Origin of the sequence: Paraburkholderia megapolitana (genome assembly GCF_007556815.1) — a bacterium.
Taxonomy (GTDB): domain Bacteria; phylum Pseudomonadota; class Gammaproteobacteria; order Burkholderiales; family Burkholderiaceae; genus Paraburkholderia; species Paraburkholderia megapolitana.
On the sequence record NZ_CP041745.1, the window covers coordinates 3,435,409 to 3,456,179 of the forward strand.

Genomic DNA, 20,771 nt, shown 5'->3' on the forward strand with positions numbered 1-20,771 from the left:
ATGCCGCGTGCCCCGCTAGTCGGCGTCCCGGGTCGGCACGAGAATCTCGCGATTGCCGTTCGACGACATCGCCGACACGAGCCCCGACTGCTCCATCTGTTCGAGCAGCCGGGCGGCGCGGTTGTAGCCGATCCGCAGATGCCGCTGCACGAGCGAAATCGACGCGCGACGATTCTTGATGACAATCTCAACCGCCTGATCGTACAGCGGGTCGGACTCGCCGCCCGCAGCACCAGTTCCCGCAGCGCCCGCGGAACCCTCGTCGCCTTCGCCCAGCGTGCCACCTTCGAGAATGCCTTCGATGTAGTTCGGCTCGCCCTGTTCCTTGAGCTTGTCGACGACGCGATGCACTTCCTCGTCGGATACGAACGCGCCGTGCACCCGGACCGGCAAGCCGCTACCTGGCGGCAGGTACAGCATGTCGCCCATACCGAGCAGCGATTCGGCGCCCTGCTGGTCGAGAATCGTGCGTGAGTCGATCTTCGACGACACCTGGAATGCCATTCGCGTCGGCACGTTCGCCTTGATGAGCCCGGTGATCACGTCGACCGACGGACGCTGCGTCGCGAGGATCAGGTGAATGCCGGCCGCGCGCGCCTTCTGCGCGATCCGCGCGATCAGCTCTTCGACCTTCTTGCCGACCACCATCATCAGGTCGGCGAGTTCGTCGATCACGACGACGATGTTCGGCAACCGGTTGAGCGGTTCGGGATCGTCCGGGGTGAGGCTGAACGGATTCGGCAGCTTCTCTTCGCGCTTCGCCGCTTCGTCGATCTTGTTGTTGTAGCCCGCGAGATTGCGCACACCGAGCTTGCTCATCAGCTTGTAGCGGCGCTCCATCTCGGCGACCGTCCAGTTCAGCGCGTGGCCGGCCTGGCTCATGTCGGTGACGACCGGACACAGCAGATGCGGAATGCCTTCGTAGACGCTCATTTCGAGCATCTTCGGATCGATCAGGATCATCCGCACCTGCTCGGCGCTCGCCTTGTAGAGCAGCGAGAGGATCATCGCGTTGATCCCCACCGACTTGCCCGAGCCGGTCGTGCCGGCCACCAGCAGGTGAGGCATCTTCGCGAGGTCGGCGCAGACCGCCTTGCCGCCGATGTCCTTGCCGAGACCCATGGTCAGCGGCGACGACGCGTCCGCATAGACGGCGGAGCCGAGAATCTCCGACAGCCGCACGGTTTGCCGGCGCTGGTTCGGCAGTTCGAGCGCCATGTAGTTCTTGCCCGGAATCGTCTCGACGACACGGATCGATACCAGCGACAACGACCGCGCGAGGTCCTTCGCGAGGTTCACGATCTGGCTGCCCTTCACGCCGGTGGCCGGTTCGATCTCGTAGCGCGTCACGACCGGCCCAGGATAAGCAGCAATCACGCTCGCGTCGACGCCGAAATCCTTCAGCTTCTTCTCGATCAGACGCGAGGTGAATTCAAGCGTATCGGCGGAAATGGTTTCTTGCACTTCGGGTGCGGGATCGAGCAGCGAGACCGGCGGCAAGGTCGAATCGCCAGGCAGGTCGGTGAAGAGCGGCACCTGCCGCTCCTTCTCGACGCGTTCGGATTTTTCGGGCTTCACGACCGGCGCGACTATCGTGACCGGCTCGTGTTCCTCGATCCGCACGCGGCCCTGTTCGACTTTCCCTTCGCGTTTAACGGCCGCTGCTTCACCGAGCTTGCGATCGCGGCCGGCCTCGCGGCGCAGCTTCGCGAACGTCACCGCGGAGATGATCGAATCGCCGACCCGCTCCGCCACAGATAACCACGAGAAGCGGAAGTACAGCGACAGCGCAGCGGCCAGCACGACCAGCAGCGCAAGCGTACCGCCGGTGAAGCCAAGCGCGTGCGATACGCCGCGCGCCACCGCTTCGCCGACCACGCCGCCAGGGGCGCGCGGCAATTGCACTTTCAGCGACCACATGCGCAGCGCCTCGATGCCATCGCAGGCGAGCAGCACCACGACGAACGCGAGCGCTTCGGCCAGCCAGCTGATATCGCGCGGACCGTCGTCGGAAACCGCCTCGTGATGTGTGATGCGCCGGTAGTTTGCGGAGATGCGCCGTGCGAGCAGCACGATCCACCAGTAGGCGGACAGCCCGAACAGCAGCAGCAGGATGTCGGAGGTCCACGCGCCGACGCGGCCCGCCCAGTTGGCGATGCGATCGACCTGCGCCGCGTGCGTCCAGCTCGGATCGTGGCGGCTGTAGCTGACGAGTGCCATCAGCAGGAATACGCCGAGCGCGACCTGCAGGATCCAGCGGATTTCGGTGAAGAGACGCGACATGCGGTGCGGCAATGCCTGCGCGTTCGCGGAATAAGTAGCTTTTGCCATTGATCCTGTTGCGTGGGCGGTCCGGTGCGTGTTGCGGGCTGGGCCAGCCGCCAGTCGATTGATCCGGTCTATTGTAAACGTTGTATTGCGTACAAGGCTGTAAATGACGGTAACCGGGTCTGGAGGGGGAAATCGGGGTTTCATGGGCCCGCCGACTCCCGGCTGCCCGCACGCAGCCTTGTTCAGGGAGCCTTGCAGACACCACCGGCAAGGCTCATGCGTCTTGCTATCGCCGCCATCGCAAAGCTTCATGGAGCGGCCGATTGCCCCGCCCTTTATAATGCCGGACTGATACCCATCTACAGTTTCGACACACGTTCCCGGCTTCGCACCATCCTGCACCACCCGGCCGGACGCTATTTACGGATTTCGATCATGCCTGCACCCACCAAACACGCGAAGGTCCTGATTCTCGGTTCCGGCCCCGCCGGCTATACCGCTGCCGTCTATGCGGCGCGCGCCAACCTGGCGCCGGTACTCGTCACGGGGCTCGCACAGGGCGGCCAGCTGATGACCACGACCGACGTCGAAAACTGGCCCGCCGACGCGAACGGCGTGCAGGGACCGGAACTGATGCAGCGCTTTCTGGAACATGCCGAGCGCTTCAACACCGAGATCGTCTTCGATCACATCCACACCGCGAAGCTCGGCGAAAAGCCGATCCGCCTGATCGGCGACGCAGGCGAATACACCTGCGACTCGCTGATCATCGCGACTGGCGCATCGGCGCAGTATCTCGGCCTGCCCTCCGAAGAAGCATTCATGGGCAAGGGCGTGTCCGCCTGCGCAACCTGCGACGGTTTCTTCTACAAGAAGCAGGACGTTGCGGTGATCGGCGGCGGCAATACGGCAGTCGAGGAAGCACTCTATCTCGCGGGCATCGCGAAGAAGGTGACGGTTATCCATCGCCGCGACAAGTTCCGCGCCGAGCCGATCCTGATCGACCGTCTGCTGGCGAAGGAAAAGGAAGGCGTCGTCGAGATCAAGTGGAACCACGTGCTCGACGAAGTGACGGGTGACCAGTCTGGCGTAACAGGTCTGCGTATCAAGCACGCGCAAACCGGCGCCACCACCGATCTCGGCCTGCAAGGCGTTTTCGTCGCGATTGGCCACAAGCCGAACACGGATCTGTTCGAAGGTCAGCTGGAAATGAAGAACGGCTACATCATCACGAACGGCGGGCTCACGGGTAATGCGACCGGCACGAGCATTCCGGGCGTGTTCGCCGCTGGCGACGTGCAGGATCACGTGTACCGCCAGGCCATCACGAGCGCCGGCACGGGCTGTATGGCCGCACTCGACGCACAGCGCTATCTCGAGAGCATCCACGAAACCGCCGGCGAGCACGTGCTGAGCGCGGAAGCAGAACGGTAAAATAGCGTCCGGGCGCTACCCGACGCACACCGAGCAGGGGCCGCGGCCGACAAGCCAGCGGCCCTTGTTGTTTGTAGTGTCTTGTGGGTAGCGTCGTTACCGACACGTGGCCCCGATTGCTCCGATTCACCTTGCAGCGCGATCTGTCTGACCGTCATGCCGAAGAACCTGCCTCACCCTAGCGAACCGAAACGCGCGAAGCCTGCGCCGGCACAACCCGCGCCACCCGCCGCCGCACCCACAAAAGCGGCTGCCGAACCCGCGCCGGGACTTGCCGGCCTCGGTGCATTGCGCGATTCGCTGAAAGGCGCAGCCGAGCGCCGCGAACGGGAACGCGTCGTCGCGCAGCAAGCGCAACGCGAAGCCACCGCCGATGCCGACCTGTTCCGTCGTGAGATTGGCGCAGTCGCGCCGCTTACGGTTCCACCGCGTGCTTCGGTGCCGCGTCAGCCACCTGCCCCGCTGCCGGTGCAGACCCAGCTCGACGAAGAGGCGGTGCTGCAGGAGGCGTTATCCGACGAGTTCGATCCCGAGGTCCTGCTCGAAACCGACGATACGCTGTACTACTGCCGCCCGGGCATCAGCCAGGACGTGGTGCGCAAATTACGCCGCGGCGAGTGGATCGTGCAGGCGCAGCTCGATCTGCACGGCATGCGGCGGGACGAAGCGCGCGACGCGCTGGCCAGTTTCGTGCGCGACTCGGTTAAACGTGGCCTGCGGTGTCTGCGGGTGATTCACGGCAAGGGGCTTGGGTCTGTGGGCAAGGAGCCCGTGCTGAAGGGTAAGGTTCGCGCGTGGCTCGTGCAGAAGGAAGAGGTAATCGCGTTTTGCCAGGCACGGCCGAATGATGGGGGGGCGGGGGCAGTTCTGGTGTTACTGCAGCCTGGGCGGCTGACTGTCTGACTTGGTCTGTTGCCTGTGCCGGCGGCTCTTCGTTTGCGCCTCTCGGCCGGTCTTTGGTTTATGCCTGTGCAGGCGGCTGCGAGTTAGCGCCTCGCGGCGCAGGCGTTGCCCCTGTGCGGGGTGGCACCTTCTTTCTTTGCCGCGGCAAAGAAAGAAGGCAAAGAAAGCCGCTCGAGACGATAGCAGGTCATTTCCGTGTGCAGCCTTTGTGGCCCGCGCCTAAGTGTCGTTCTCGCGCTGAAACGGTAGTGGTCCGAAACAAGACCATCCCTCGCATCTCAACCGATAGTGACAAGGCCGTCATTCATCCCACTCGCACTACGTGCTCGCGGTTGGGTGACCACAGCGGAAACCTGACGAGGACAGCGGGACGTCAAGTTGAATGCGAAAGCTGAAGGACAGTTCAAGACGCAAGCCCGAACAGGAAGTCGGCGACGAAGTTAATGCGGCAAGTTGAAGGGAGAGCAAGCCTGAAGTCGAAAACGCAAGGATGTGCTAAACGAAGCCGAAGCGGGTTATGCCCGTCGGCGGCGAAGCTCGCCGGAACGGATGAGCGCCTTGTCACTACCGTTGGCGGGGCGAGGTGTGATCTCGTCTCGGACCACTACCGTTTCAGTGCGAGGGCGACACTTAGGTGCGGGCCACGAGGGCTACACGCGGAAACGACTCGGTAACGTCTCGAGCGGCTTTCTTTGCCTTCTTTCTTTGCCGCGGCAAAGAAAGAAGGTGCCGCCCCGCACAGGGGCAACGCCTGCGCCGCGAGGCGCCAAAACAAAGCCGCCGGTACAGGCATAAACCAAAGACCAGCCGCGAGGAGCTAACAAAGAGCCGCCAGCACAGGCAAAAGCCGACCCCTATGCAATGCGCTCCTCATTCGAAGGATCAAACAACACCGCCTTCGACACATCGAACAACAAATTCATATTCGACAACGGCTGCGGATTCGACGCCGGATGCACCCGACTCACCACCCGCTTGCCATTCACCTGCGCAAACACCAGCGTATCCGGCCCGGTCGGCTCAATCACATCGATCTTCACCTCCATCGACTGCAACTGCGCATCTTCAACGTTATGCGCGCTCCGTGCATCGGTGATCCGCTCCGGCCGCAGCCCAAGAATCACTTCGCGCCCAACATGGCTCTTCACCTTGCCGTCGAACGGCAGATTCAACACGCCACGTCGCGCACCCGTATCGAGCTCCATACCGAACCCGGCACCCTGCTCCACCACCTTACCCTGAATGAAGTTCATCGGCGGCGCACCGATAAAACCGGCGACAAACAGATTGGACGGCGAATCGTAGATGTCCTGCGGCGCGCCGAACTGCTGGACCACACCGTCCTTCATCACCGCAATCCGATCACCGAGCGTCATCGCTTCGATCTGATCATGCGTCACATACACGATCGTCGTACCAAGGCGTTGATGCAGCAGCTTGATTTCCGAACGCATCTCGATACGCAGCTTCGCATCGAGGTTCGACAGCGGTTCGTCGAACAGGAACATCACCGGATCGCGCGCGAGCGCACGCCCCATCGCGACGCGCTGACGCTGGCCGCCCGACAGCTGGCCCGGCTTGCGATCGAGCAGATGCTGAATCTGCAGCATGTTCGACACACGCTCCACAATCTGGCTTTGCTCGGCCTTCGGCACCTTGCGGATGTTCAAACCGAACGAGATGTTCTCGCGCACCGTCATCGACGGGTATAGCGCGTACGACTGGAACACCATCGCGATGTCGCGATCCTTCGGCGACAGGTCGTTCACAACCTTGCCGTCGATCAGGATCTCGCCCTTCGTCACGGTTTCGAGACCGGCGATCATGTTCAGCAGCGTCGACTTCCCGCAGCCGGAGCCGCCGACCAGAATCAGGAACTGCCCGTCTTCGATGTCGATATCGACACCCTTCAGAACCGGCACGCCGTTCGGGTAAGTCTTGTATACGTCACGGATGGAAAGGCTTGCCATGCTGTGATTCCTCTAGTCTCTGTACTGCTTCGAACCCGCCGCGCGAAGCGCCGCCGGCCGGATGCTGTTCAAGCCGCGAGGCGCACTGCGCCACCGCGGCGTCCATTGGATTAGCCCTTCACCGCGCCCGCTGTCAGGCCGCGCACGAAGTAGCGGCCGGCGATCACGTAGACGAGCAGCGTGGGCAGCGCGGCGATGATCGCGCCGGCCATGTCGACGTTGTACTCCTTCACCCCGGTCGACGTATTGACGAGGTTGTTCAGCGCAACCGTGATCGGCATCGAATCGACACCGGAGAACACGATCCCGAACAGGAAGTCATTCCAGATCTGCGTGAATTGCCAGATCAGGCAGACCATGAAGATCGGCAGCGATACCGGCAGCAGGATCTTCGTGAAAATCACGAAGAACCCGGCCCCGTCGATACGCGCCGCCTTCACGAGTTCGGCCGGAATGCTCACGTAGAAGTTACGGAAGAACATTGTCGTGAAGGCGATCCCGTACACCACGTGCACCAGCACGAGTCCGCCCACCGTATTCGACAGGCCGAAGAAACCTTCGACGCGCGCCATCGGCAGCAAGATTGCCTGGAACGGGATGAAGCAGCCCACCAGCAGCATCGTGAAGAGCGCATCGGCGCCGCGGAACCGCCAGTGCGTGAGCACATAGCCGTTGAACGCGCCGATGATCGACGAGATCAGCACGGCCGGGATCACCATCCGCACCGAGTTCATGAAGAACGGTTCCATGCCGTCGCAACGCACACCCGTACATGCCTGGCTCCAGGCCTTGATCCACGGTGCGAAGGTCGGGCTGGACGGCGGCGTCAGCAGGTTGCCGTGACGTAACTGATCCAGATCCTTGAACGACGTGGACAGCATCACGTACAGCGGAAACAGGAAATACAGCGCAAACAGAATCAAGGCCGCATAAATGACGGCACGGCTAATCGTCATCTTAGGCTGCATTGCGCGTGCTCCTCGATTCCATATACATGAGCGGCACGAGTACGGCCACGACGGTCGCGAGCATCATCATCGACGATGCTGCGCCGACGCCAAGCTGCCCGCGATTAAACGAAAACGTGTACATAAACATGGCCGGCAGCGACGACGACGTGCCCGGGCCGCCCGCGGTCAGCGCGACGACGAGGTCGAAGGTCTTGATCGTGATGTGGCAGAGAATGAGCAGCACCGAGAAGAACACCGGGCGCATGCTCGGAATGACGATGCGGCGATAGATGGTGGGCAACCTTGCGCCATCCACCTGTGCTGCCTTGAAGATTTCGGCGTCGACGCCACGCAGGCCAGCAAGGAACAGCGCCATCACGAAACCGGTGGACTGCCAGACGGCCGCGATCACGATACAGAAGATCGCGCGGTCGGGATTGTCGAGCCAGTCGAAGGTAAAGCTCGTCCAGCCCCAGTCGTGGAACACCTTCTGCATACCGAGGTTGGGATTCAGGATCCATTGCCATGCAGTGCCGGTCACGATGAACGACAGCGCCATCGGATACAGGAAGATCGCGCGCAACGCGCCTTCGTTACGGATCTGCTGGTCGAGCAGGATGGCGAGAAACAAACCGAGCGCGACGCAGATAGCAATGAACGGAATGCCGAACCAGCCGAGGTTTGCGGCAGCGGTCCACCAGACGTCGTTCTCGAACAGTTCGCGATAGCGGTCGAGGCCGACGAAGTTGTAGCGCGGCATCAGCCGCGAATCGGACAACGACAGATAACCGGTAACGAGGATAAAGCCGTAAACGAAGACGAGGCTGATCACGATGCTGGGAGAAAGCACCAGCTTCGGAATCCAGCGGTCGGCAAACGCCGATAGCGGCGAAGTGCGGCGGGTCACGGCGGCCGTGTTCTTCCCGTTTCCGCTAAGAGAAGCAGTCACTACTCGACTCCTGAAACTATGCGGCCGGCGACTGCAGGTATGCAACGCAACGCTGGACTGGCATGGGGTGTGGCTTCGGGTAAGGCGTCATACATGGCGCGTGCCCGGTTGCGCGTGAAACACATAACCGGGCACGTGGCCATCCTGCTTACTTCGCTTACTTCGTCTTCGCAGCCTTGGCGAGCGCTTCGACTGCGCTCTTCGAGTCTTGCGTCGAGTTCATGAACTTCGTGACGACGTCGGTGATGGCGCCGGCGGTTGCATCCGCCTGAGCCATGCCGTGTGCCAGCGACGGAACATAACCGCCCGCCTTGATCGCCGTCTGTTCATCCGCGTACGACTGCTTGCCGCATGCATCGAACTTGTCCATCGGCACACCGAGGCGCACCGGGATCGAACCCTTGTACAGGCTGAACTGCTCCTGGAATTCCGGGCTCATGATCGTCTTCGCAAGCGCGAGCTGACCAGCGGTCGCCGCCGTCTGACCCTTCTGCTGGAAGAACACGAACGAGTCGACGTTGAACGTGTATTGCTTCGACGTGCCCGGCACCGGTGCGCAGATGTAGTCCGTACCCGACTGCTTGCCCGCGTTCGCGAACTCGCCCTTCGCCCAGTCGCCCATGAACTGCATGCCGGCCTTGCCGTTGATGACCATCGCCGTTGCCAGGTTCCAGTCGCGACCGGTGCGGCCGTTATCCATGTACGACTCGATCTTGCGAACCGTGTCGAACACGTTGACCATCTGCGCGGACGTCAGGGTCTTCTGGTCCAGGTCGACAATAGCCTTCTTGTAGAAGTCGGCGCCTTGCGACAGCACGACGTCTTCCCACAGCGTCAGGTCTTGCCACGGTTGACCACCGGCGGCAACCGGCTGGATACCGGCGGCCTTCAGCTTGTCGGCGAGCGCGAAGAATTCCGGCCACGTGGTCGGCGGTTTTGCGCCGACCTTGTCGAGTGCGGCCTTGTTGATCCACACCCAGTTCACGCGGTGCACCGAGAACGGCGCGGCGACATAGTGGCCACCTGCGTGCATGATCTTGTCGATCTGCGGCGGCAGGTTCTTCTTCCAGTCACCCGCGACCGGGTCGATCGGCACCAGCACGCCCTGATCGGCCCATTCCTGGATCAACGGACCCTTGATCTGCGCAGCAGTCGGTGCATTGCCCGAGATCACCTGGGTCTTCAGTGCCGTCATGGCCGCCGCCCCTGCGCCGCCCGCAACCGCGAAGTCCTTCCACGTGTAACCCTGCTTCTGCATGTCGTCTTTCAGCACGCCGACAGCTTTCGATTCGCCGCCCGACGTCCACCAGTGCAGCACTTCAACCGACTCGGCAGCCTGCACGGCCGACACGCCACACATCAGACCCGCGGCGCACAGTGCGCCCATGATCGCGCGAAATTTCATTGCTTATCTCCTCCAGACACCTGAACAAAAAACGAATGGCCCCTGATATAGCCAGGGTGCAGTGAGTGGTTCAAACAGGCAAAACGATTGAGCGGTCGAGCCTCGGGCAGACGCATGCGCATGCATGTGCCAGCAAGCCGTTGTCCGGCCGCAGGACGCTCAAGAGATGAGTGATTCGGGATGCAATTGACTGTCTCCTCTTTTGATTTTTGCCTGCCCCGCCTCGCACCCGTTGACCCGGTATGCCGGAGGCGCGTTGCAGACTCGAGGCACATCGCACATTGGCTGGTCCACCGTACTACAGAACGGCAGCGGAACTGCCTGCCAGCCCATGCAGAAACGAGATGTTCCGTTAACATGCGAGGGACGACCGCCGATTCGGGAAAACGCGTATCTCGCAGGTCCCGGATATGCTTTTTTCATCGAATTAGCGCTACCTCTTGATTTGGATTGTAGTTAAACTACAATTCAGTGTCAAAAAAAATTTTATCGGACTACGGCCGCCCTGACGCTCACTTAGCGTTCACTTCGGCGGCACCAGGACATCGACGGAGACTCATGCAAACCGATTCAAGCTTCACCTTCGTGCTCTTCGGCGGAACCGGCGATCTGTCGATGCGCAAGATCCTGCCCGCACTGTATGAAGCGCACCGTGCAGGCATGCTCGCGGACAGCGGCAAGATTGTCGGCGTCGCGCGTCATGAGGAAGATCGTGCCGGGTACATCGATTGGGTGAACGGGCACGTCAAGCCGTATGTGTCGAAGGACGGTCTCGACGAAGCCGCGTGGGAAAGCTTTCTCGCGCGCATCGAGTACGTGAAGCTCGATCTCAGCAAGGCCGAAGACTTCGTGCTGCTGCGCGACGCGGTGAACAAGCTGTCCGGCACGCGCGTGTTCTACCTCGCTACCGGGCCGTCGCTGTTCGTGCCGATCTGTCATGCGCTGGCATCGGTGGGACTTAACGAAAACGCGCGCATCGTGCTGGAAAAGCCGCTCGGCTACGACCTGCGTTCGTCGAACGCGATCAACGACGCGGTCGGCGAGATCTTCGCGGAAGAACAGATCTACCGGATCGACCACTACCTCGGCAAGGAGCCGGTGCAGAACCTGCTCGCGCTGCGCTTCGGCAATGCGCTGTTCGAGCCGCTGTGGCGCCGCGAATGGGTCGAAAGCATTCAGATCACGATCGCCGAAGAGCTCGGCGTCGAGGCGCGCGGCGATTTCTATGACAATACCGGCGCGCTGCGCGACATGGTGCAGAACCACCTGTTGCAGTTGCTCTCGATCGTCGCGATGGAACCGCCGCACTCGATGGATTCCGACTCGGTGCGCGACGAAAAACTACGCGTGCTGCGTGCGCTCAAGCCGATCGATCCGCGCGATATCCAGCGCGTCGCGGTGCGCGGTCAATATCATGCAGGTGTGATTCGCGGCACGGCTGTTCCCGCGTACGCAACCGAACCCGGTGTGAAGAAGGACAGCACGACCGAGACCTTCGTCGCACTGAAAGTCGAGATCGAGAACTGGCGTTGGTCGGGTGTGCCGTTTTTTCTGCGCACCGGCAAGCGGCTCGCGGATCGCGTCGCTGAGATCGTCGTGAATTTCCGTCCGGTGCCGCACTCGGCGCTGGGGCCGACCGCGCTGCGCCCCGGTGCGAACCGTCTCGTCATTCGCCTGCAACCGAACGAAACGATCCGCCTGTATTGCCTCGCCAAGCAACCTGGCGAAGGCATGAATCTCGCCAGCGTCCACCTCGATCTCGCGTTCGACCAGTTCTTCCGCGAAAACCAGATGGAGGCTTATCAGCGGCTGCTTCTCGACGTGATCAACGGCCGGCTCGCGCTGTTCGTGCGGCGCGACGAGCAGGAAGCCGCATGGCGCTGGGTCGAACCGATCCTGAACGACTGGTCGGCCGCGAACAAGGCACCGAAACCATACGCAGCGGGCACGTGGGGACCGGCAGCAGCAAGCGCGATGCTTGCGCAGCACGGCACCTGCTGGCTCGAAGAAGAAAATTGAAGGTAGAAAACTGAACGGGGCGACGTCCGCGCGAAGTTCTAGACGCGGACCGTTGACGCAGCATCCAAGGGGCCGCTCTGCGGCCCGCCCTGCAAACTAACAAGAAAGCTGTACGGAGGAGAAGTGATCGAGCTTCACGCTTTCGACGACCCGCGCGCCCAATCCGACGCGCTGGCGAAGGCGGTAGGCGACGCGCTACATGCGTCGCTTGCCGCAACGACAAACGCGTCCGCAACCGGCACGCGCCTGGCCACGCTCGCAGTATCGGGCGGCACCAGCCCACGTCCGTTCCTGCAGAATCTATCCACCCAGCCGTTCGACTGGGCGCGCATCCTCGTCACACTGGTCGACGATCGATGGGTGCCGGAAACGGACAGCGCGAGCAATGCGCGTCTCGCGCACGAGACGCTGCTGCAGAACGCCGCGCGCGACGCCACGTTCTGGCCGCTCGTCGACACGACCCAGGCACTCGACGCGCACGTCGCGGCGTTGAACGCCGACCCCGCGCGCCTCGTGCCCGATGTCGCCGTGCTCGGCATGGGTGAAGACGGCCATACCGCGTCGATTTTCGCGGATTCGCCCGAATGGGACTTCGCGATCTCCACACCCGAGCACTTCGTCGCCGTGCATCCGGGCGCCGCGCCCCACGCACGCGTGAGCTGGTCGATGAGCGCGCTGAAACAGGTCGGTCACCTGTTCCTGCTGATCGCTGGACAGAGCAAGCTCGACGTACTCAATGCCGCTGCCGCTGCGCCACAAAAAAATGCCATCTCGACGCTGGCGAACGACAAGGGAGTGAGACTCGATGTCTACTGGTGTGCAAACTAAGGCTGTGCCCGGTACGGGCCAGCACGCCGACGGACCGAGGCTCCTCGCCGATATCGGCGGCACCAATGCGCGCTTTGCGCTCGAAGTGAAACAGGGCGAGATTACCCAGGTGCGCGTCTATCCGTGCGCGGAGTATGCCGGTGTCGCCGAGGTCATCCAGAAGTATCTGAAGGACACGAAGATCGGTCGCGTGAATCACGCGGCGATTGCGATTGCGAATCCGGTCGACGGCGATCAGGTCAGTATGACCAATCACGACTGGACCTTTTCGATCGAAGCGACGCGACGCGCGCTCGGCTTCGACACGCTGCTCGTCGTCAACGATTTCACCGCGCTCGCGATGGCGCTGCCAGGTCTTACTGACACGCAGCGTGTACAGGTAGGCGGCGGTGCGCGTCGTCAGAACAGCGTGATCGGGTTGCTCGGGCCGGGCACCGGCCTTGGCGTCTCGGGTCTGATTCCCGCCGACGACCGCTGGATCGCGCTCGGCAGCGAAGGCGGTCATGCAAGCTTCTCGCCGCAAGACGAACGCGAAGACCTGGTGCTGCAGTACGCACGCAAGAAGTGGTCGCATGTGTCGTTCGAACGTGTCGTCGCCGGTCCTGGCATCGAGGTGATCTATCGCGCGCTCGCAGCCCGCGACAAGAAACGCGTCGCGCCTTCGTGCGATACGTCGGAGATCGTCAAGCGTGCACTTGAAGGCGATGAACTCGCCGCCGAAACGATCGACTGCTTCTGCGGCATCCTCGGTAATTTCGCTGGCAACGTCGCGATGACGCTGGGCGCGCTCGGCGGTATCTATATCGGCGGCGGTGTCGTGCCGCGGCTTGGCGATGTGTTCGCGCACTCGTCGTTTCGCGAGCGCTTCGAGGCGAAGGGTCGCTTCGAGGGGTATCTGCAGAACGTGCCGACCTATGTGATTACGGCCGAATACCCGGCGTTTCTGGGGGTTTCAGCGATTCTCGCGGAGCAACTGTCGAATCGCGCGGGCGGTGGATCGTCGGCGGTGTTCGAGCGGATCAGGCAGATGCGCGATGCGCTGACGCCGGCCGAACGACGCGTCGCCGATCTCGCGCTCAATCATCCGCGCTCGATCATCAACGATCCGATCGTCGATATCGCGCGCAAGGCCGACGTGAGCCAGCCGACCGTGATCCGCTTTTGCCGTTCACTCGGCTGTCAGGGGTTGTCCGATTTCAAGCTGAAACTGGCCACTGGTCTGACCGGCACGATTCCGGTCAGCCACAGCCAGGTGCACCTCGGCGACACCGCAACCGATTTCGGCGCGAAGGTGCTCGACAACACGGTGTCCGCGATCCTGCAGTTGCGCGAGCATCTGAATTTCGAACACGTCGAACGTGCAATCGATCTGCTTACCGGCGCGCGACGCATCGAGTTCTACGGGCTCGGCAATTCGAACATCGTTGCGCAAGACGCGCACTACAAGTTCTTCCGCTTCGGCATTCCGACCATCGCGTACGGCGACCTGTACATGCAGGCCGCGTCGGCAGCGCTGCTCGGCAAGGGGGACGTGATTGTCGCGGTGTCGAAGTCGGGGCGCGCGCCCGAACTGTTGCGTGTGCTTGAAGTGGCGATGCAGGCCGGCGCGCAGGTGATCGCGATCACGTCGAGCAACACGCCGCTCGCCAAGCGCGCGACAGTCGCGCTCGAAACCGATCACATCGAAATGCGCGAATCGCAGCTGTCGATGATTTCGCGAATCCTGCATCTCGTGATGATCGACATCCTGGCGGTCGGTGTGGCGATCCGCCATGCCGCACCGGACGCCGACGTTCGTGAAGCGGTTGCGAAAGTGCGCGACGGTGCCGACGATGAGGCGACGGCCGTGCTCGACTGGCTCAGTCATGGCGCGGCGTCGACGGCGCGCGATTAGGGCGTGCGTGTGATGTGATGGACTCGGGCTGCTGCGATGCGGCGGCTCGAGCGCTTCTCCTGAGCACAACGGGTTGCCCACCCTTCCCTGAGCTGCCCTACCGCACCGGCCGATCGTGCCAGCGCAAGATCAACAGACGTCCCACATAACACAGCACACCAGCCGAGCCGATCGTGACGCCCATGCCGAGCGGCGACGTGTCGTGCCATAGCCCGACCACGACACTCGCAAGCGCACCGAGCGCGAGCTGCACTGCGCCGAACACCGCAGCCGCAGCGCCTGCGTTGTGCGGGTAGCGGTGCATCAAATCCGTCGTGCAGTTGGCGGACAACACACCCACCACACCGACCACGAAGAACAACCCAACCACGATCGACCACAGCCCGCCCCAACCGGTGATGCACACCAGCGCGACGAACAGCGAGGCGATACAGCTGATCGTCGCCGCGAACGAGATGATGCGCAACTGCCCCACGCGCCCGACGAAACGCGTATTCAGGAAGTTGCCGGCGATAATGCCGAACACGTTCAGGCCGAAGAAGAACCCGTAGTGCTGCGGCGACACGTGGAAGTAATCGATGTAGACGAACGGCGTCGCCGAGATATACGTGAACATCGATGCGAAAGCCATCCCGCCGCATAGCAAGTGCCCCCACACCAGCGGATCGCGCAGCAGCCGGCCGTAGGCAGTGAACGATTGCAACACCGCGGAATTGGCGCGCTTCTCGCGCGGCCAGGTTTCGGGCACGCGCAGATATGCGGTCACAGCGCAGCACGCGCCGAACAGCGTGAGCGCCATGAACACCACGCGCCAGCTGCCAAGCAGTAGCAATTGACCGCCAATCAACGGCGCCAGCAGCGGCCCCACCGCCGTAACGATCGCGACCATCGACAGCACGCGCGCCGCATCGCTTGGCTCATGCGCATCGCGCGCGATGGCGCGTGACAGCACCGACGCCGCGCCCGCACCGAGTGCCTGCAGAAAGCGTACGAGCACGAGCGAACCGATCGAGAACGAGAACACGCACGCGATGCTCGACAGCGTAAACAGCGCGATGCCGCCGAGCAGGATCGGGCGCCGGCCATAGGCATCGGACAGCGGGCCGTACAACAGCATGCCAACCGAAAACCCGGCCATGAAACTGGTCAGTGTGGATTGTGCGACGGCGGACGTGACGCCGAACGCGAGCGCGATCGACGGCAAACTCGGCAGATACATGTCCGTCGAGAGCGGACCGCAGGCAGCGAGCGCGCCGAGCAACAGAATCAGCCGACCATCGGGCCGGCGTCTGACAACGTGAGACATGGGAATCCAGGGAGTAGGCAGTTCGTCCGCGCCAACACCGGAACTGACGGAAGAACGGAGAGGTGGGGCGATTGTACCCGACGTATCGGATGAGGCAGGCAGTGAGAACCGTGATGACCGGCTTGTGCCGCTTCCTGCCGCGTGTCGGGCAGGAAGCGGTGTACATCCAATGTACTAAAACGTCGTTACCGCTTCGGTCAAGCCATTAGAAACGGTACGTCGCGCCGATCTGGAAGAAGCGGCCAAGGTCGGTGTACAGCGACTGGTCGTAGCCGGTGATGTCCGGCGTAGACTGCCACTCGACGTCGAACGGCGGCTTCTTGTCGAACAGGTTCGAGATGCCGCCATAGATCGTCCAGTGCTTGATGCCACGATAGGTCGCCATCAGGTTGAACTGGCTGTACGACGCAACGGAACCCGTTCCGCCATCGCCGAATTCCGCCGCCACCGCATTCGTGTACGGACCGGTGTATTGCCAGGTCAATGCGGTGGTCAGGTTGTGGAAATCCCAGGCCAGCGTCGTATTGCCCTTCCACCGCGGATTACTCGCACCGAACGGTTGCAACAGCGCGAGGTTATTGCCGGCGAAGTCCTGTATCGGCGAACCCGGGCTGCGCAGCTTGTAGTGCCACACGTAAGCCCAGTCGCCCGTCAGCGTGAACAGACCGTACGGCGTGCGGAGTGCCTTGCGGAAGTTCATGTCGAAACCATCGGTATCGAGCGAACCGAGGTTCACGAACGGCTGCACGATGTAGCGGATCGTACCGTCGGGATTGCGGACCACCGTCGTCGGGTTGTTCGCTTGAAGCACTGCGTTTGGATCTGCCGTGCCGATCACCCCGTCAATATGCACCTTGTAGAACGCCGCGCCGATATCGGTCAACGCGTCCGGCGACAACTGGAACCCGATGTTGTAGTTCTTCGTGTGCTCAGGCTGCAGGTTCGGATTACCCGTGGTCTGCTCTGTCGTGAAGTGCTTCGTCGGCACGCCGCTCGGATCGTTCGGGTCGACCAGATTCTGGTGACCCAGGTAGACCGCCTGCGAGTTCTCAACACCTGTCGGCGCGCGGAAACCGCGACTGTACGACGCGAAGGTCGTCAGCATACGCACCGGCTGGAAGCGCAGCGCGAAGCTCGGCGAGAAGGCACCGCCAAAGTCGCTGTAGTGGTCGTAGCGGGCAGCTTGCGTGAAGGTCAGGTTCTTGATGATCGGAATATCGATCTGATAGAACAACGCCGCCACATTGCGTGAGCTGGCGACGGTCTGCACGTTTGCCGGTGCGGTAATGCCCTGCGACGCGTACGTTTGCGGGTTGATCGTCGAAGATTCATGACGGAATTCCGTGCCCAACCCCAAACCGACGTTGCCGGCCGGCAGGCTGAACAGGTTCGCCGTCGAAGTCTTGGCGGTCACGCTATCGATCTTCGAAATTGCCTGCTGGTTGTCGTCGGTGAATACACCGTTCAGACCGTTCGGCGTCGAGGAAGGATTCGCGAAGTTGTACGTGCCGTTCAGCAGCATGTTCTCGACGCCCGCGACGTTGATGCGGTTCGAGTAGCTCGTATCGACCGTGCTCTGCGAATGACCGTAGTCGGCAGACCAATCCCAGTTTCCGAACTTGCCGGTGTCGTACGAGCCCTTGATGCCCGTCGACGCCATCCAGAACGTCGACACGGTATCCGCCACGCCGATCTGGTTCGGGAACGTCAGATTGATCGGCGTCGACACGCCGAACGGGTTGAACGGATTCGACGCCGACACCGTCCGCGAGAGCGGTGCGACAGAACCCGTCGCCGGGTTAAACACGTTCGAATTGGCAGTGATCGCGGCGGGTCCCTGCAACTGCACGCTTTCGTCACGGCTCACCCAGAAGCCAGCGTACGCTTCGGTGTTCTCGTCGATCTTGAAGGTGCCGCGGACTTTCGCGTTCAGGCGCGTCAGGGCCGGTGTCAGCGAGGTGCCGGCAGCGACGTTGTACACGCAGTTCTTCGTACCTGGAGTGCTACCCGGTGGGCAGGGGCTAAGCGCTACGTTACCGCCGGGCGTGGTCCAGAATGACTGCTGGCCCGGACCAAACGGTGCTTTATTGCCACCGGAGTACTGCGTGTAATCCTGCCCTGACGTCATATCGCGATCGGCCAGCGTCGACCCGCTGTCGCGGTAATAGCTTGCCGCGGCCGTGACGTTGAAGCGATCCGAATTCAGGTCCCCAAAGCCGCCGAGCACGCTGAAGCTGCCCTGGCCATTGCCGGGGTGCTGCGCCTTGCCAAGCTGGGTATCGAGCTGCAGGCCCTGAAAGTTCTTCTTGGTAATGATGTTGACGACACCGGCGATGGCATCGGAGCCGTAGATCGAGACCGCGCCAGTCTTAACGATGTCGATGTGATCGACGATGCTCAGCGGAATCGTGTTGACGTCGAAGAAGGTGTCGGTGAAGTTCACCGCCTGCGCGTAGTTGGCGACACGTTGCCCGTCGACCAGCACCAGCGTGTATTTTTCGCTCAGGCCGCGCAGTGCGATGCCGGCTCCGCCCGGCGCTGCGCTGTTCATCGTCGACTGCGACCAGCTGGCGCCCGAGTTGGCGGCGGTCCCGCGCAGGAAGTCAGCCACTGTGGTGTAGCCGCTTTGCTGGATGTCCTTCTGCGTGACCGTCTGGATCTCGGTCGTGCCGACCTTGTCCGACGTTCGAATCAGCGAGCCCGTGACCTCGAAGGTCTTGAGCTGCTTGACGCCCGCCGCCACGGGAGCGCTGGTGCCTGTTGCGGGTGCCGTGGCACCGTCCTGCGTACCCGCCTGTGCGACCGTTACCGGCGGTGCAACCGCCACTCCTGCTGCTGACGGCTGGCTCTGGGCAAACGCCGAAGTCCCGACCATCGCCGTCAAGGCCATTTCGGCCCAAAGTATTTTTCGTATGGCCGATCCTGCTTCTTTTGGTTTCATAATCCCCTCTCGCCATTAATACCAGGTTGTTATGCGAAGAGACCTGGCGAGCCTCTTCGTTTGCGGCACCCCGCCGCACGGATTCCAACGCCTTGTCTTTACCGATGCTCAAACAACGATGAATAGAGTCTGTGATCTCTGATAAGCGCCTCCGGTACATAAGTGTCTAGCTGAAATTGCCTATAATTTAGCTATCCTCAATTCGCCAGATTGAAATGACACGACGACAGAAGGCAGCGGCTTGTTAGAGCAAGCTCGCCCCTTCACGCCCAACGGGCATGAATTCTTTTCCAGTCACATGGATCCCGCTTCGAGACCGTTGACGCGTATTCCGAGCAGACATCCGCACCAGATACAACGCTGCTCTACCCGGCTCATTAATTCTTCACAGCCGAACGTACAAAATAATTTCCGTTAGTCCGGTCAAGCTGCCAGTACAACTAAATTATTTTTCTGCACTTTGAAAATCAAAACCCTGCCATTCCCCACTGCGACAAATCTGTTCTCCCGGTTGTTCGCATGCCAACCACGGCCCCTTCCGCTGTCGCAACGTCCTGAATAGTGCGCAGTTGTCGCCTGCAGGACGCCCCACGCTTACCGTTCAAGAAAGGTCAAATCTCATCTTTCATTTGCTGTACGGAAACGTATCAGCCCAGAAATGTTTCGTCAAAATTTGTTTGATGGTCGTAATTAACGTGTGCGATTTGCGTAACGTACCTTTCTAGGTATTTACCCTCTCATGGGACCGATTGAATCTGTGCGCGCAAGACGCATCGGATTGCGCGGCGACAAGGGAATCGCTTCCACTCGCCCGAGGGCACGCCCCGCGCCCTCATGATTTTTCACCGCAACCGGCGTCGGGTACGGGCTGGCAAAACACTTCTGTGCCAAACCGAGCGCTTATTCTCTTGCGTAAGATATTGAAATATGCCTAGGGCGGCCGCGACACCGACGGGGTAATTGCCGCTGGACGATTGGGCAAAAAAAGACCTGCTCACCCAGGGGTAGGTAGCAGGTCGAGAGTACTGACAAGCGTACTTATCGAAGAGGATAAGTGGGTCAGATTGTAATGTTAACGAAAAAACAATGTAAAGATAAACAATAAGGCAATCGATACTGTCGCCCGCGACACGCAATCAGTTAAGCTGCCGTTTTTCTGCGTCCGACAAATTCGCCATGACCGCCTTTCTGCTGATCTGGAGCCCGAAGAAATGGCCCTGGCCAGAACTGCCGGACCTCGCGAAACGCGTCGCCGCGGGCGAAGCGGTCGCGGATGTATGGGGCTGCGGTTTCGCGCGCAGCCTGCTGTCAGGCGACCGGGTGTTCCTGCATCGCGTCGCCTCGGAACCGCGTGGCATCTTCGGCTCGGGCTATGTGACGCGAGCGCCGTACGAAGTGCCGGACCCAGCGTACAAACGCGGCTACCGGCTATGCATCGAATTCGTCTACGACTGGCTTGTCGATGCCAACGAGCGCGTCGTGGTCGACCGCGCTGCGTTACGTGTGCATCCGTTCTCGGTCCAGACCTGGGACGCACAAAGCTCGGGCACTTCAATCAAGCCGATCGCCGAAGGCGCGCTGGAAAAGCGCTGGGCCGAACTGACCGGCAAGCGCGCATCGCCACGGTTGCCGGTTGCATCGGCTGCCGCGCCGCAGGGCGCCCCGGTGCAATCATCGAAAGTCACCGCGCACGCGCGCAGAAAGCGCACCGGTTGATCCACGGCATGCGGCGCGTCCATAGCCCACGCCGCTCGCCTCCTTGAGGCGTCCACCAAGGCAAAACGCCGCAGCGGATGCTGCCGCCAAACGCCCGATTGACGGGAGTCCGGTACAATTTCAGCCAGTCACCCCGCCGCCGCCCGCTCTCCCGGCACGCCGGCAACGCCATCCATCACGCAGGT

General features: G+C 61.7%; 13 protein-coding genes. 6 read left to right on the forward strand and 7 right to left on the reverse strand.

Annotated elements, in window-relative coordinates; translation table 11 throughout:
* Positions 1-15: 15 nt before the first annotated feature.
* The gene (locus FNZ07_RS28615; protein ID WP_170275849.1) at positions 16-2,331 is read right to left on the reverse strand and encodes a DNA translocase FtsK; all 2,316 of its coding nucleotides are present in this window, start codon (positions 2,329-2,331) and stop codon (positions 16-18) included.
* Between the two features lie 375 nt (positions 2,332-2,706).
* Here FNZ07_RS28615 and trxB point away from each other — a divergent pair, with 375 nt between their 5' ends.
* Together trxB and FNZ07_RS28625 are read left to right on the forward strand one after the other, a co-directional pair.
* A complete protein-coding gene (gene trxB, locus FNZ07_RS28620; protein ID WP_091011389.1) occupies positions 2,707-3,705 on the forward strand; it encodes a thioredoxin-disulfide reductase in 999 nt (332 codons plus the stop codon).
* Positions 3,706-3,861: 156 nt separating this feature from the next.
* On the forward strand, positions 3,862-4,608 hold the full coding sequence (locus FNZ07_RS28625; protein WP_091011388.1) for a Smr/MutS family protein: 747 nt from the start codon (positions 3,862-3,864) through the stop codon (positions 4,606-4,608).
* Between the two features lie 854 nt (positions 4,609-5,462).
* Here FNZ07_RS28625 and FNZ07_RS28630 read toward each other — a convergent pair.
* The 4 genes from FNZ07_RS28630 to FNZ07_RS28645 all read right to left on the reverse strand — a co-directional run bounded on the left by FNZ07_RS28630 (position 5,463) and on the right by FNZ07_RS28645 (position 9,882).
* A complete protein-coding gene (locus tag FNZ07_RS28630; protein WP_091011387.1) occupies positions 5,463-6,578 on the reverse strand; it encodes an ABC transporter ATP-binding protein in 1,116 nt (371 codons plus the stop codon).
* 110 nt (positions 6,579-6,688) lie between these two features.
* Positions 6,689-7,546, reverse strand: a complete 858-nt coding sequence (locus FNZ07_RS28635; RefSeq protein WP_091011386.1) for a carbohydrate ABC transporter permease — start codon at positions 7,544-7,546, stop codon at positions 6,689-6,691.
* Entirely contained in the window at positions 7,536-8,477 is a 942-nt protein-coding gene (locus tag FNZ07_RS28640) for a carbohydrate ABC transporter permease (RefSeq protein WP_091011385.1), read from the reverse strand. The genes FNZ07_RS28635 and FNZ07_RS28640 overlap by 11 nt, the downstream gene beginning before the upstream one ends.
* A gap of 157 nt (positions 8,478-8,634) precedes the next feature.
* Entirely contained in the window at positions 8,635-9,882 is a 1,248-nt protein-coding gene (locus tag FNZ07_RS28645) for an ABC transporter substrate-binding protein (protein WP_091011384.1), read from the reverse strand.
* 558 nt (positions 9,883-10,440) lie between these two features.
* Between FNZ07_RS28645 and zwf the strand changes: the two genes are divergently transcribed.
* The 3 genes from zwf to FNZ07_RS28660 all read left to right on the forward strand — a co-directional run bounded on the left by zwf (position 10,441) and on the right by FNZ07_RS28660 (position 14,623).
* Positions 10,441-11,901: a glucose-6-phosphate dehydrogenase gene (gene zwf / locus FNZ07_RS28650; RefSeq protein ID WP_091011383.1), complete on the forward strand. Its 1,461-nt coding sequence runs from the start codon at positions 10,441-10,443 to the stop codon at positions 11,899-11,901.
* 123 nt (positions 11,902-12,024) lie between these two features.
* Complete coding sequence (gene pgl / locus FNZ07_RS28655; RefSeq protein WP_091011382.1) at positions 12,025-12,729, forward strand: 6-phosphogluconolactonase; 705 nt, start codon at positions 12,025-12,027, stop codon at positions 12,727-12,729.
* Complete coding sequence (locus FNZ07_RS28660; RefSeq protein ID WP_091011381.1) at positions 12,707-14,623, forward strand: bifunctional transcriptional regulator/glucokinase; 1,917 nt, start codon at positions 12,707-12,709, stop codon at positions 14,621-14,623. Before pgl ends, FNZ07_RS28660 begins: the two co-directional genes overlap by 23 nt.
* Before the next feature lie 97 nt (positions 14,624-14,720).
* Here FNZ07_RS28660 and FNZ07_RS28665 read toward each other — a convergent pair whose 3' ends face one another.
* Together FNZ07_RS28665 and FNZ07_RS28670 are read right to left on the reverse strand one after the other, a co-directional pair.
* Complete coding sequence (locus FNZ07_RS28665; RefSeq protein ID WP_091011380.1) at positions 14,721-15,929, reverse strand: Bcr/CflA family multidrug efflux MFS transporter; 1,209 nt, start codon at positions 15,927-15,929, stop codon at positions 14,721-14,723.
* Positions 15,930-16,134: 205 nt separating this feature from the next.
* On the reverse strand, positions 16,135-18,870 hold the full coding sequence (locus tag FNZ07_RS28670; RefSeq protein ID WP_091011379.1) for a TonB-dependent receptor: 2,736 nt from the start codon (positions 18,868-18,870) through the stop codon (positions 16,135-16,137).
* Positions 18,871-20,046: 1,176 nt separating this feature from the next.
* On the opposite strand from FNZ07_RS28670, the gene FNZ07_RS28675 reads away from it, so the two are divergent.
* On the forward strand, positions 20,047-20,586 hold the full coding sequence (locus FNZ07_RS28675; RefSeq protein ID WP_091011378.1) for a hypothetical protein: 540 nt from the start codon (positions 20,047-20,049) through the stop codon (positions 20,584-20,586).
* Positions 20,587-20,771: the final 185 nt, after the last annotated feature.

Coding starts and splice junctions, on each gene's coding strand:
- FNZ07_RS28615 (WP_170275849.1), bottom strand. CDS start 2,331: ATGGCAAAAGCTACTTATTCCGCGAACGCGCAGGCATTGCCGCACCGC.
- trxB (WP_091011389.1), top strand. CDS start 2,707: ATGCCTGCACCCACCAAACACGCGAAGGTCCTGATTCTCGGTTCCGGC.
- FNZ07_RS28625 (WP_091011388.1), top strand. CDS start 3,862: ATGCCGAAGAACCTGCCTCACCCTAGCGAACCGAAACGCGCGAAGCCT.
- FNZ07_RS28630 (WP_091011387.1), bottom strand. CDS start 6,578: ATGGCAAGCCTTTCCATCCGTGACGTATACAAGACTTACCCGAACGGC.
- FNZ07_RS28635 (WP_091011386.1), bottom strand. CDS start 7,546: ATGCAGCCTAAGATGACGATTAGCCGTGCCGTCATTTATGCGGCCTTG.
- FNZ07_RS28645 (WP_091011384.1), bottom strand. CDS start 9,882: ATGAAATTTCGCGCGATCATGGGCGCACTGTGCGCCGCGGGTCTGATG.
- zwf (WP_091011383.1), top strand. CDS start 10,441: ATGCAAACCGATTCAAGCTTCACCTTCGTGCTCTTCGGCGGAACCGGC.
- FNZ07_RS28660 (WP_091011381.1), top strand. CDS start 12,707: ATGTCTACTGGTGTGCAAACTAAGGCTGTGCCCGGTACGGGCCAGCAC.
- FNZ07_RS28665 (WP_091011380.1), bottom strand. CDS start 15,929: ATGTCTCACGTTGTCAGACGCCGGCCCGATGGTCGGCTGATTCTGTTG.
- FNZ07_RS28670 (WP_091011379.1), bottom strand. CDS start 18,870: ATGAAACCAAAAGAAGCAGGATCGGCCATACGAAAAATACTTTGGGCC.
- FNZ07_RS28675 (WP_091011378.1), top strand. CDS start 20,047: ATGACCGCCTTTCTGCTGATCTGGAGCCCGAAGAAATGGCCCTGGCCA.